General features: G+C 70.5%; 11 protein-coding genes and 1 pseudogene. 4 read left to right on the top strand and 8 right to left on the bottom strand.

All coding sequences use genetic code 11. From position 1 onward, the window contains the following. Positions 1–287: 287 nt before the first annotated feature. Together AL2_RS31875 and AL2_RS31870 are read left to right on the top strand one after the other, a co-directional pair. Positions 288–1,394 (top strand): DUF2637 domain-containing protein, encoded by a 1,107-nt coding sequence (locus AL2_RS31875; protein WP_067640268.1) that lies wholly within the window; start codon positions 288–290, stop codon positions 1,392–1,394. 130 nt (positions 1,395–1,524) lie between these two features. Continuing rightward, a complete protein-coding gene (locus tag AL2_RS31870; protein ID WP_067640266.1) occupies positions 1,525–2,523 on the top strand; it encodes a hypothetical protein in 999 nt (332 codons plus the stop codon). Here the strand turns inward: AL2_RS31870 and AL2_RS31865 are convergent. The 7 genes from AL2_RS31865 to AL2_RS31835 all read right to left on the bottom strand — a co-directional run bounded on the left by AL2_RS31865 (position 2,520) and on the right by AL2_RS31835 (position 10,348). Next, positions 2,520–3,275 carry an SDR family NAD(P)-dependent oxidoreductase gene (locus AL2_RS31865; RefSeq protein ID WP_067640263.1) on the bottom strand — a complete coding sequence of 252 codons (756 nt, stop codon included), beginning with the start codon at positions 3,273–3,275 and terminating at the stop codon, positions 2,520–2,522. The genes AL2_RS31870 and AL2_RS31865 overlap by 4 nt on opposite strands. A 10-nt stretch (positions 3,276–3,285) precedes the next feature. Beyond that, positions 3,286–4,158: an ABC transporter permease gene (locus AL2_RS31860; RefSeq protein WP_067640261.1), complete on the bottom strand. Its 873-nt coding sequence runs from the start codon at positions 4,156–4,158 to the stop codon at positions 3,286–3,288. Further along, entirely contained in the window at positions 4,155–5,081 is a 927-nt protein-coding gene (locus AL2_RS31855) for an ABC transporter permease (protein WP_067640259.1), read from the bottom strand. Before AL2_RS31855 ends, AL2_RS31860 begins: the two co-directional genes overlap by 4 nt. After that, positions 5,071–6,237 (bottom strand): ABC transporter ATP-binding protein, encoded by a 1,167-nt coding sequence (locus tag AL2_RS31850; RefSeq protein WP_067640257.1) that lies wholly within the window; start codon positions 6,235–6,237, stop codon positions 5,071–5,073. Before AL2_RS31850 ends, AL2_RS31855 begins: the two co-directional genes overlap by 11 nt. Beyond that, entirely contained in the window at positions 6,234–7,454 is a 1,221-nt protein-coding gene (locus AL2_RS31845; protein WP_067640255.1) for an extracellular solute-binding protein, read from the bottom strand. The genes AL2_RS31850 and AL2_RS31845 overlap by 4 nt, the downstream gene beginning before the upstream one ends. A gap of 53 nt (positions 7,455–7,507) precedes the next feature. Then, positions 7,508–8,512: a LacI family DNA-binding transcriptional regulator gene (locus AL2_RS31840; RefSeq protein WP_067640253.1), complete on the bottom strand. Its 1,005-nt coding sequence runs from the start codon at positions 8,510–8,512 to the stop codon at positions 7,508–7,510. Positions 8,513–8,635: 123 nt separating this feature from the next. Further along, the gene (locus AL2_RS31835) at positions 8,636–10,348 is read right to left on the bottom strand and encodes an MFS transporter (protein ID WP_067640251.1); all 1,713 of its coding nucleotides are present in this window, start codon (positions 10,346–10,348) and stop codon (positions 8,636–8,638) included. 329 nt (positions 10,349–10,677) lie between these two features. Here AL2_RS31835 and AL2_RS31830 point away from each other — a divergent pair, with 329 nt between their 5' ends. Further along, positions 10,678–11,085, top strand: a complete 408-nt coding sequence (locus AL2_RS31830; protein ID WP_067640249.1) for a pyridoxamine 5'-phosphate oxidase family protein — start codon at positions 10,678–10,680, stop codon at positions 11,083–11,085. Positions 11,086–11,103: 18 nt separating this feature from the next. Here the strand turns inward: AL2_RS31830 and AL2_RS38820 are convergent. Next, positions 11,104–11,809 (bottom strand): annotated as a pseudogene (locus tag AL2_RS38820) (carbon-nitrogen hydrolase family protein). 230 nt (positions 11,810–12,039) lie between these two features. Here AL2_RS38820 and AL2_RS38810 point away from each other — a divergent pair. Beyond that, positions 12,040–12,333: hypothetical protein (locus AL2_RS38810; protein WP_218003735.1), on the top strand; the 294-nt coding region annotated here is incomplete at its 3' end.

The following is a 12,333-nucleotide window of genomic DNA, read 5'->3' as shown; positions in this document are numbered from 1 at the left end:
GGCTTCTACGGCCCGTCAGGAAGGTCAATGAGCGAGTCAGCACGACGCTCCGGGCCCGTTTTGGCACTCGCCGCCAAAGGCCCGGCACCGTTCGCCCCCCGAGCTGCCGATGAACCTCCCGGCGGGGACGGCCCGCATATCTCGCGCCGTCTGTCTTGTTCGCCCGATTTGCTCCGGAAATGCGAACCGACACGTCATGGGAAGCGGCCACGAAACGTCAAGGGAATGGATAGTCTCCCACCGACTCACTCTTCGGTCGGGTAAAGAAATCTGGGAGCACACGCCGCATGAGCGCTGCCAACCGGGCACAGGTCATCACACGGTGGGGGGCCATCGCCTTCATGGCGGCCGCGGTCCTGACCGCCACCGCCGGCGGTTTCGCCCAATCCTATGCCGGTCTCTATCACTGGGCCCTGGAACACGGGCTGCGCGGCTGGAAGGCCGAATCGTTCCCCCTGCTGGTCGACCTGTTCATCATCGTCGGCGAGCTCGGCCTCTTCCTGCTCGCCATCGACGCCTTCGTCATCAAGCGCCGGGCCCTGATGAGCTGGCTCGACTTCTGCCTGCCGCTGACGATCGCGCTCGCCGGATGGACGGCCAGCCTCATCTTCAACGTCGGCCACGTCGGCCACAAGACGTTCTCCTACCAGGCGACCGCCGCCGTCCCGCCGATCGTGTCGATGCTCGGCCTGTTCGTCCTGCTGCGGACCCTGCACCGGTACGTGTCGCAGAATACCGAGGAAGAGGAGGCCAAGCCGGCCGAGCCGCAGACGCGCGCCATCGCCGGGCCGGTGACGCTCAACCAGATCACGCTGATGCCGCTGCGGAACACCGGGCCGTTCCCGCAGATCCAGGTCCCCGGCCACTACGGCAAGGCGATCGAGTCCGGCGCGGCCGGGCAGCCGGCGGCCGAGGCCGGCGCGACCTCCAAGACCGACACCGCGCCCAAGGCCGCGCCGAGCGCGCCCGTCCAGGCCGCCGCCGCCCCGGCCCCGGCCCCCGCGCCGGTGCCCGCACCCGAGCCGGAACTCGCCGTCGTCAGCGCCGCCGCCGCGGCGGCGAGCCCCAACGGGCGCAGCTCCTACGGCACGACGGCCGGGGCGCCCGCGACCGCGCCCGCCCCCGAGAACCTGCGCAGCCTCGTCATCGACATCCTCGAACGGCGGCACGGCGACGTCGCCGCGACGCTCGCCGAGGTCAGGGCCGAGGGCTACGGCTGCGACGAGGCCGAGATCCAGCGGATCAGCGACAACCACTGGTTCCCGTACGCGGTGTACCGGCTGCTCGCCAAGCACCACGGCGACGGCGAGCTCGTCGCCCGGGAGCTGACCGCGCAGGGCATCCTCTACGACCAGACCACGCTGGACGCCCTCGTCCAGTCCTGGCGGGTCTGACCCTCGATCGTTTCCGGACCGGCCGCCCGCGCCATTGCGGGCGGCCGGTCCCGGTTCATTCTCCGCCGTATCCGCGCGATCACGCTCCGTCCGTGCGACGCTGGGCACACCAGCGACGCGGGGAGAGCCGATGAAGTCGATGCGCACCCACCTCGCCGCGGTGGCGGCCGCCGCCGCGCTCGGCGGAGCCGTCACCGGATACCTGATCGCCCCGTCTCCCGGAGACGCGTCCGCCCGTCCCGCGGCCGCCTCCCCCGCGAGCGGAACGCTCCACCTCGCGCTGAACATGCCGGCCGGTGACCGCGCCAAGGCGGCGGCGCTCGGCTACGACCTGTTCGACGTCGACCCGGACGCGGACGAGATCGCGTCCCTGCCCGCGGGCGGCCGGGCCCTCCTGTGGGTCGGCAACACCACGTGCGGCGGCTTCCAGCAGGAGAGCACATCCGCGTTCGCCGCCACGGTGAAGCGGTTCGCGGACAACGACCGCGTCTACGGGTGGTACCTGTCCGACGAGCCGAACCCGGACGAACGCCCCGACATCGCCGGCAAGATCCGGCAGCGCGCCGACCTCGTGCACCGGTACGCGCCCGGCCAGAAGGCGTTCGCGTCGCTGACCGACTGGCCGATGCGGCCGCTCAAGCCGTCCGAGACGCATCTCGACCTCATCGGCCTCGATCCGTACCCGTGCCGGACCGGCGGCGAGAGCTGCGACCTCGGCGCGATCGACACCATGGTCGGGCAGGCCGCGCGCGCCGGGTTCCCCCGCCGCATGATCGTCCCGGTGTTCCAGACGTTCGGGCAGTCCTGCAACGACGGGGAGCGGAACTGGCGGCTGCCGGGCGAGGGGGAGCTCCGGTCGATTCTCCGGCGGTGGGACCGGCTCGTCCCGCGGCCCGCGTTCGACATCAGCTACTCGTGGGGCCGCCAGGACGCCTGGGCCTGCCCGGCGCTGTCCGACGCCGACGGCGGCGGCGGCCTCCCGGATCTCCAGGCCGTCATGAAGGCGCACAACAAGCACCGGGACGGCCCCGGGCTGCCCCCGCGGAGCCCGGGGCGCGCACCGGCGCCGGCGGTGACCGAGAGACCGCCGGCGCCGGCGAGAACGTGCCCCGCCCCGTCCGCACGCTAGGGTTCGCGCTGCTGCTCCTGGGCCGGGTCGGTGCGCAGGCGGGCGTGCAGCCCGCCGTCCACGCGCAGGACGTGCCCGTTGAGCTGCGCCGCCGCCGGGGACGCCAGGTACAGCGCCGCGTCCGCGACCTCCTCCGGCGCGGTGGTGCGGCCCGCCGGGATGTCGGTGGCGGGCCGGATCTCGCCGACGACGCTGGCGGGGGCGATGCAGTTCGCCCGGATGCCGAGGCCGCCGAGTTCCACGGCGATCGCCCGGCTGAGCGCCTCGATGCCCGCCTTCGTGACGTCGTAGGCGCTCTGGTCGTCGTGCGCGCGGGAGCCGCCCGGCGACGACATGCTGACGATCGCGCCGCCGCGCCCCGCGTCCCGCCAGTACCGGACGGCCCGCACCGACAGCAGGTACGCCGAGCGCAGGTTCGCGGCGATCACCGCGTCCCAGACGTCGGCGCCGAGGTCGATGAACGGGGTGCGCACCTCGGTCATCGCGGCGTTGTTGACGAGCACGTCCAGGCCGCCGTCCCGGCCGAGCCGCGCGAAGACGGCGTCGGCGACGTCCTCGCGGGCCAGGTCGCCGGTCATCGTCGCCACCCGCGGGACGGCGTCGAAGACCTTGAGCCCGTCGGCGTCCACGTCCACGGCGAGCACGCCGGCGCCCGCGTCCGCGAAGCGGTGCACCAGCGCGCGGCCGATCAGCCCCGCGGCGCCGGTCACCAGCACCCGCTCCCCCGTGTAGTCGAACGTGACAGCGCTCATCTGTTAGCCCTCATTCGGCCGGAGCCTCCCTCACCTGGGCGACGATCTGTGTCGGGTTGACGAACATCAGCGCGATGATCAGCAGCACCGCCGACAGTGCCATGTAGATCACGGCCATCGCGTCGATGGCCTGGGCCGCGCGGATGCCCGGGGTGAACGCGGCGCTGTACAGCGCGACGATCAGGGTCTGGCTGTCGGCGTCCGCCACCAGGAACGTCAGCTCGAACATGGCGACGGTGCGGACCAGCACCAGGATTCCGGCGGCGAGGATGCCGGGCAGCAGCAGCGGCACCAGCACCCGCGTGAACACCTGCCGGGTGCGGGCGCCGCACATCCGCGCCGCCGACTCCACGTTCGTGTCGATCTGCTCCACGAACGGCGTCATCACGAGGATGACGAACGGCAGCGCCGGGACGAGGTTCGCCGCGACGACGCCCGTCATCGTCCCCGCCAGGTGCACCTTGTACAGGACGGTCGCGAGCGGGATCCCGTAGGTGATCGGCGGCAGCAGCACCGGGAGCAGCAGGAGGAACATCACGATCCGCTTGCCGGGGAAGTCGCGCCGCGCGAGCGCGTACCCGGCCGGGACGCCGACCAGCAGCGCCAGCGCCACCACGACGAGCGTGATCTCCAGCGTGACCGTGAGGACGTCGCCGAGCGCGAACTCGTCCCAGGCGTCGGAGTACCACGAGCCGGTGAAGCCCTGCGGCAGCCAGCCGGCGAACCACTTCGTCCCGAACGAGTTGACGACCACCGACAGGATCAGGGTGAACAGGTTGACCAGGAAGAACACGACGCAGGCCCAGACGAGCCAGGTGCCCGGCCGGCCCCTCGGCAGGCTCCGCTTCGGCAGCCCGGCCGGGCGCGAGACGGCGGTGGTCATGATCCCTTACCTCCCGACGCGGGCCCGGTGTAGAGGCGGCCGCGCAGCAGCAGCGTGACCGAGATGACGAGCAGTTCGAACACGCCCATCAGCACGGCGATGGTCGAGGCCATCGAGTAGTCGTACTTCTCGAACGCCGCCTGGTACGCCGCGATCGCCATCACCCGCGTCTCCCCGGCCGGTTCGCCGACGAGGTTCGCGGACGGGAACACCGAGAACGCCAGCACGAACGCCAGCACGAACGTGGTGGCGAGGCCGGGGGCCAGCAGCGGCAGGACGACCCGCCGCATCCGCTGCCACGGCCCGGCGCCGAGCGTGGCGGCGGCCCGCTCCAGCGTCGGATCGATGCCCGACATGTAGGACAGCACCAGCAGGAACGCGAACGGGAACCCGGTGATGAGCAGCGAGAACAGCACGCCCCAGTAGTTGTAGATCAGCCGCACGGGCTCGTCCACGATGTGGAGGTCGAGCAGGACCCGGTTGAACCAGCCCTTGGGGCCGAGGTAGCGCAGCAGGCCGTCCGCGACCAGGACCGTGCCGAGCGTCACCGGCAGGACGAGCAGCGCCGTCAGCACCCGCCGCCCCCGGAACCGGCCGCGCAGCCGGTACGCGATCGGCACCGACGCGCCGACGTTGATCAGCGCGGCCGGCAGCGCGAGCTTGAGCGTCTTCCACACGGTGCTGCGCTGGTAGGAGTCGCTGAAGAAGTCGGCGTAGTTGCCGAACGGCCCGCCGCCGTTCTTCGGCTGCAGCGACAGCCCCACCCCGTACATCATCGGGTAGAGGAAGAGCAGCCCGATGATGAGCACGGCGGGCAGCAGCAGGAGCAGCACCCGGTCGACGCCGCGCTCGGCGAGCCGGTGCCGGAGGCCGCCGCGCCCGGCCGCCGCCGCCTCCGGGCGAGGGGGAGCCTCAACCACCATCCCGGGCCCCCGTCTCGGCGATCACCGCGGGCTCGTCGAGCGCCGCGGCGGCCTCCGCCACGCTCTCACCGAACACGAGGACCCGCTCGGGCTGGACGGTCAGCGTCACCCGCTCCCCCGGCGCGATCCGCTCCGGGGACTTGAAGTGGACGACGCGCCCGTCATCGGTGACGCCTTCGGCGGCGACCTCGCGCCCGTGGAACTCCGACACCTCGACCCGGACGGTCACGCGGTTCTCCGCGCCCGGGTCGGCGGCGACCCGGAAGTCCTCGGGCCGGACTGCCGCGACCGCCCGTCCGCCGCTGATGGGGTCCTGCCCGATTCCCGTGAGCGCGAGCCCGCCCTTCTCCCCGAGCGTCACCTTCCCGTCGCCCGCCGACAGGACGGGCAGCTCGAGCAGGTTCCGGTAGCCCATGAACCCGGCGATGTAGGTACTGGCCGGGTACGTGTAGACCTCCTCCGGCGTCCCGATCTGCTCGACCTTCCCGGACCGCAGCACCACGACCCGGTCGGCGAGCGCGAGCGCCTCCTCCTGGTCGTGCGTGACGTACACGGTCGTCAGGCCGAGCGTCTGGTGGATGCGGCGGATCTCCGTGCGCATCTGCACGCGGAGCTTGGCGTCCAGGTTGGACAGCGGCTCGTCCATCAGCACCAGCTTCGGCCGCAGCACGATCGCGCGGGCGATCGCCACCCGCTGCTGCTGGCCGCCGGACAGCTGGCCGGGCAGCTTGTCCGCGTGCTCGGTCAGCTCGACCGTGCGCAGCGCCTCGTCCACCCGGCGCGCCGTCTCCGCCTTCCCGACCCGCCGGACCGACAGCCCGAACGCGACGTTCTTGCGGACCGACAGGTGCGGGAACAGCGCGTAGTTCTGGAACACCATCCCGAACCCGCGCTTCTCCGGCGGCAGCGTGTCGATGCGCTCCTCGTCCAGCCAGATGGCGCCGTCCGACAGCGGCAGCAGGCCCGCCAGGCAGTTCAGCGCGGTCGACTTGCCGCACCCGGAGGGCCCGAGCAGCGCGATGAACTCGCCGCCCTCGATCCGCAGATCGAACCCGCTGAGCGCCGTCGCCCTCCCGAACCGCCGCGTCACCCCGTCCAGCCGCAAGTGCCCGAACGCGGCCCGTGCGTCCTTCTCCAGCACGGTCCCCGCCGTCATGACTTCTTGACCTTCTGCCCGCCGATCTCGCGGTCCCAGCGGTCGAACGCGGTGACGAGGGCCTTGGCGTCCAGCGGCGGGGCCTTGGGGTTGTCGGCGATGAGCTTGTCGTACTCGGGCCGGCCGTACTCCTTGATCGCCTGCTGGCTCTCCGCCGGCGCCATGTCGAGGGTCACGCCCTTCACGGCCGGGCCCGGGTAGAAGTAGCCCTTGTCGAAGGTGATCGCCTGCTGCTGCGGCTGGAGCGAGTACTTCATCATGTCCAGCAGAACGGCGAGCTTCTCACCGGAGACGCCCTTGGGGACGACCATGTAGTGCGCGTCGGTGACCCAGGTGAACCCTTCGAGGGCCTGGATCTTGACGTCCTTGGGCACCTGGCCGAGGACGCGCGGGTTGATGTCCCAGCCGGTGGTGCTGAGGATGATGTCGCGGGTGCCTTCGCCCAGCTCCTTCATCGTCTGCGTGGTGCCGGTCGGGTAGTACTCGATGTACTTGTCGAGGTCCTTGAGGTACTGCCAGGTCTTGGACCAGCCGTTGGTCGGGTCCTTCGGGTCGGAGTCCTTGAGGATGTAGGGCAGGCCCATGAGCCACGTGCGTCCGGGACCGGAGTTGGACGGGCGCGCGTACTCCAGCTTGTTCGGGTGGGCCTTCGCCCAGGCGAGCAGTTCGTCGGCCGTCTTCGGCGGGTTCGGGACCTTCTTCGGGTTGTACTCCAGCAGCGGGCCGGACGGGTAGTACGTCACGGTCACGCCCTTGCCCTGGGCGAGGTCCTGCATCTTGGACGCGGGCTCCAGGTACTGCGACTTCAGGTCGGGCAGCTTGTCGGAGTACTTGCCGACCAGGTCGACCCACAGGTTCTGCTCCAGGCCGGCCGAGAGGCCGTCGGTGCCGGTCAGCACGAGGTCGATGTCGAGCTGCCCGGCGTCCTGCTGGGCCTTGACCTTGCCGGCCAGCTCCGGCGCGGTCGCCTTCGTATAGGTGATCTTGCTGACGAGCTTGGGGTGCTCCTTCTGGTAGTTCTCGAAGATCTGCTGGGTGAGCTGGAGGTTCCCGGCGACGTCGATGATGTTGAGGGTGACGGGCTTGGACGGCAGCTTGACGTCTCCGGCGGCCGGTTCGGACGCGGCCTTGCCGTCCGAGCTGGGCGCGCCGCAGGCGGTCAGCAGCAGTCCGGCGGCCGTGGCGAGGGTGAGGAGGGCTGATCGAGGAGTTCTCATGGGGTGGGTCCTCCTGGCGGGACACGCGGTCCCGCAACGGGATAGGGCCGGGCTCACACCGGCCCGGTGGTGCCTCGGATGAGGAGTCGGGTCGTCAGCTCGGAGGCCGGCGGAAGAGGGGGCGCCTTCGGCGCCCTGGGGTCGAGCGCCGCGTGCATGGTGGCGGCCGCGGCCCGCGACAGCGCGTTCACGGGCATGGCCACCGTGGTCAGGGGCGGATTGGTCATCGACGCCATCGGGATGTCGTCGAACCCGACGATGCCGAGGTCGCCGGGCACCTGCACACCGCGCTCGGTGAGCCGTGACAGCACGCCGAGCGCGACCAGGTCGTTGTAGGCGAACGCGGCGGTGACGTCCGCCGCGACCACCTCGTCGGCGGCCCGGTACCCGCCGGTGAACCGCGGCTCGTACGGGCCGAGGTCCACCAGTTCGATGCCGCGCTCCTCGCAGGCCGCCCCGAGGAACTTGCGGCGCTGCCGGTTCGACCACGAGTTGGCCGGGCCGGACAGGTACGCGCACCTGCGGTGGCCCAGCGCGTGGACGTGCGCGACCGCCTGGTCCAGGCCGGGCTGGAAGTCCAGCAGGACCGAGGGGGCCGTCCGGCTGGTCCGGTAGGCGAGGACCACGCTGGTCTTGGCCGCGACGGCGCGCAGCCGCGTCCCCGACATTCGGGGGGCGCACAGGATGAGCCCGTCCACCCGCTCGACCATGGCCTCGGCCAGCCTGACCTCCGTCGCGGTGTCCTCGTCGGTGTCGGCCAGGAAGACCGCGAACTCGGTGTCCCGGAAGTAGGCCTCGACACCCTTGATGAACGGGGCGAAGAACGGGTTGGCGATGTCGGGCACGATCAGCCCGACGTTGCGGGTCCGCCCGAGGACCAGCGACTGCGCCGCGCGGTTCGGCTGGTAGCCGAGACGTTCGGCGCATTCGAGCACGCGCTGCCGGGTTTCGGCGTTCACGAGCTCCGGGGAGTTCAGCGCGCGCGAGACCGTCGAGGGGGACACCCCCGCCAGGCTCGCCACCGCCCGGATCGAGGACCGGGTTCCGTCTGCGCTCATGCGGACGATTATGAAAACGTTTGCGGAACAGTGTCAACAGCGGGCGCGAAAAAGCCCCCGACCGCAACGACCTCGTGATCTGAGGCCGGCGCGGCCGGGGGCCTCCCCTCCCGGGGCTCGGAGCTAGGCGGCGTCCCGCCCGGCCCGCTGCAGCGCGGGCTCGTCCTGGACGTCGTCGCCGTGCACGTACCGGCGGCCGCGCAGCAGCGACACCAGCGCCGCGACCAGCGACATCGCGATCGCCATGCTGAACACGATGACGAGGCCGTGGTGGAACGGCTCGGAGATCAGGTGCGGGAAGTACGAGCGTCCGGTCAGCGTGGCCACGTCGTCCGGCGCGAGCCCGCCGAGCACGTGGAACGGGGCGAGCAGGTTCTGGATCGGGTTGTAGCCGAGGAAGGCGGCGAACAGCGTGCCGACCGGCGGCAGTTCGCCGACCTGCGCCGCGGGCCCGGCCGGGACGCCGTGCTGCGTCAGCCCCTGGGTCAGCGTCTTCGGCAGCGTGCTGGACAGCCCCGCGATCATGAGCGAGAAGAACACGCCGATCGACAGCACCATGCCGGCGTTCATGAACGTGGCGCGCATGCCGGACGCGACGCCGCGCTGGTCCGCCGGGACGGAGTTCATGATCGCGGTGGTGTTGGGCGCGGCGAACAGCCCGGAGCCGATCCCGTTCAGGAAGATCAGCAGCGCGAACGTGGTGTACCCGAAGTCGGTCGGGATCAGCAGCAGCCCGGCGAACGCGAGCGCCGACAGCACCAGCCCGCCGGACGCGAACGCCCGGGCGCCGTGCCGGTCGGACAGATGCCCGGACAGCGGCCCCGCGACCAGGAAGCCGGCGGTGAGCGGCAGCAGGTAGATACCCGCCCACAGCGGCGTGTCCGCGTAGTCGTAGCCGTGCAGCGGCAGCCAGATGCCCTGCAGCCAGATGATCAGCATGAACTGCATCCCGCCGCGCGAGATCGCGGCTAGCAGCCCGGCCGCGTTCCCGGCCGTGAACGCCCGGATGCGGAACAGCGAGAGATGGAACATCGGCTGCTCCACCTTGGTCTCGATCCAGCAGAACAGCACGAGCACCGCGCTGCCGCCGATGATCCCGCCGAGCACCCAGGGGTTCGTCCAGCCCATGTCGTGCCCGCCGTAGGGCTGGATGCCGTAGGTGATCGCGGCGAGCAGCGCGGTGAGCCCGGCCGCGAACGTCGCGTTCCCCAGCCAGTCGATCTTCGCGGCGACCGCCCTCCGCGCGGTCTCGACCAGGCTGCGGTACGCCCAGATCGTCCCGATCACGCCGATCGGCGCCGACGCGAAGAACACCAGCCGCCAGTTGATCTCGCTGAGCAGCCCGCCCGCCACGAGACCGATGAACGTCCCGGCGATGCCCGCGACCTGGTTGACGCCCATCGCCATGCCGCGCCGGTGCGCCGGGAACGCGTCGGTGAGGATCGCGGCCGAGTTCGCCATCAGCATGGCGCCCCCGATGCCCTGGAAGACCCGCCAGCCGATGAGCCAGATCGCCCCGGCGCTCTCGTGCAGCGGATCGAGCGCCAGCAGGAGCGTCCCGACCGTGAAGACCGCGAACCCGGCGTTGTACATCCGGACGCGTCCGAACATGTCCCCGAGCCGGCCGAGCGTCACGACCAGCACCGCGGAGACGAGCATGTAGCCCATCAGGATCCACAGCAGGTAGCTGACATTGCCGGGTTCCAGCGGATTCAGGCGGATGCCCCGGAAGATCGCCGGCAGCGAGATGATCACGATTGAGGAGTTGACCGTGGCCAGCAGCATGCCGAGCGTCGTGTTGCTCAGCGCGACCCACGGATAGTGCTCGGACGGCACGCCGATCCCACCCCCGTCAGATAGTTTCCTGCGCTAACTAATCATATGCCGGGCGTACTTCGCCAGCCCGGAAAAGGGGTCGCATCCATCACCTCGGAGCCCCTGCCTTCTCCCCCATGACGGGACGAATCAGCATGCCGGATCGCTGCGGACAATCTCCCCGAACCCCCGACATCCCGCCTACCGGACCTCGTCCGGCGCATGGACCCGCACCCTGCCCCGATCCGGCCCCGCCGTCGACGCACCCTCGACCTCCACCAGAACGCTCGGGACCGGCGTGGCCGTCCCCGCCCGCTGCGCGGAACTCGCCGCCCTTTAGGATTCGGTCAGTGAACGGCAAACACCGGCTGGACCTGCACGACGACCGCCTTATCGCCTTCTTTCGCGAACGCCACATCTGCACCCTGACCACCGTCCGCCCGGACGGCACCCCGCACACCGTCCCGGTGGGCGCCACCCTGGACGCGGGCACGGTCCGGGTGATCACCTCGTCCACCTCGGCGAAAGCCCGCCACATCGCCCACGCCGGCGATGCGGGCCTCCCCGTAGCCGTGACGCAGGTAGACGGCCGCCGCTGGGCCACCGTGGAGGGACGCGCCGTCATCAAAGCGGATGCGGCTTCCATATCCGACGCCGAACGCCGGTACACGACCCGCTACCAGCCCCCACGCCCCAACCCGAACCGAGTCGTCATAGAAATCACCGCAACCCGAGCCCTGGGCAACCTGCCGACCTGAACGACCGTCCACTCGGTGTCAGCGCGATCGCCCCACCACCCGCCCGTGAACTGCAACGACATCCCGCCGCCGCTGCCCGAGATACCAACTCCCCGCATCGTCCGGATCGATGGCCGCCCTGACCACGGCGGCCTCTCCGGTACCCGATTCCGCGACGACCTCTCCGCGCGGCGACACGATCAGGCTCGGGCAGTGCTGCTCGGCGGCGGCGACATTGGCCGCGATCACCCACCGCTGATTCTCCGCGGCCCGGCTGATCAGATGGCTCCGCCACACTCCCGGCGGCTCCCCCGGGTTGACGGCGTGCGTGAGATAGACGAACGCCTCCACCCCCGCGTCAGCGAGATACTGCCACTGCTCCGGGAACCGGATCTCCCGGCAGATCTGGACGCCGACCTTGAACGACACGTCACCTTCGCGTACCTGTAGCGTCGGCAGCTCGGAACCGGCTCCCAGCAGACCGCGCTCGCTCATCGCCAGAGCAGAAAACATGAATGCCACGCTCACGCACGAGTTCCGCAACGGCCTCGGCGGCGCGGGCGAGGTCATGCGGTTCAAGCTGCCCGAGCGGCGTGAGGTCGGCACCGTAACCGGACAAGGCCCCCTCGGGAAATACGACGATCTCACCGGGCCGAGCTTCATTCAGGACGCTCGCGATAATCGCCAGGTTCTCCTCAACGTCCCAAACAATAGGGATCTGTGCTGCGGTTACCGATACCCCCACGGGTTCTCCGTCCTCTTTCCGAGCACCAGGCTATGGATCCTGTCACGCGAAAGGACGGCATCCGCACTTCAGCGATCGTCCTGCGGTGGGGCATCGCTCATCTACGGGCCGGCTGTAAGGCGTTGGCCTCGGGGGACGGCATGCCGGGTGCGGCGATGGCGTGCGGACACTCGGTGCGTGGTGGTTGTCCACAGGTCAGACGCAGGCGGCGACCCAGGGATGGGGTGGGGATGGTCAGGTGGGAGAAGGCGGTAGACGTATCGGCCCGCCTGGCTTCTGGTGATGTTGATTTGGGTCGGGTTGGTGTGTTTGAACCGGTTATGCCATCCGCAGCAGAGGGTGAGTTTGTCGATGTCGGTGGGGCTGTGGCCGAGGGCCCAGCCGTTGACGTGGTCGACTTCGCACAAGGCGCCGGGGACCTCGCAGCCCTGGACTGCGCAGGTGGGGTAGATCGTCTGGAGGACCTGGCGTTGGGCGGGGCTGGCGAATCGTTGCCGGTGTCCGAGGTAGAGCGGGATGTTGCC

Source organism: Actinomadura latina NBRC 106108, from assembly GCF_001552195.1.
Classification (GTDB): Bacteria; Actinomycetota; Actinomycetes; order Streptosporangiales; family Streptosporangiaceae; genus Spirillospora; species Spirillospora latina.
Note: the sequence above shows the minus strand (reverse complement) of the source record. Positions and strands in the feature narration are given on the sequence as shown.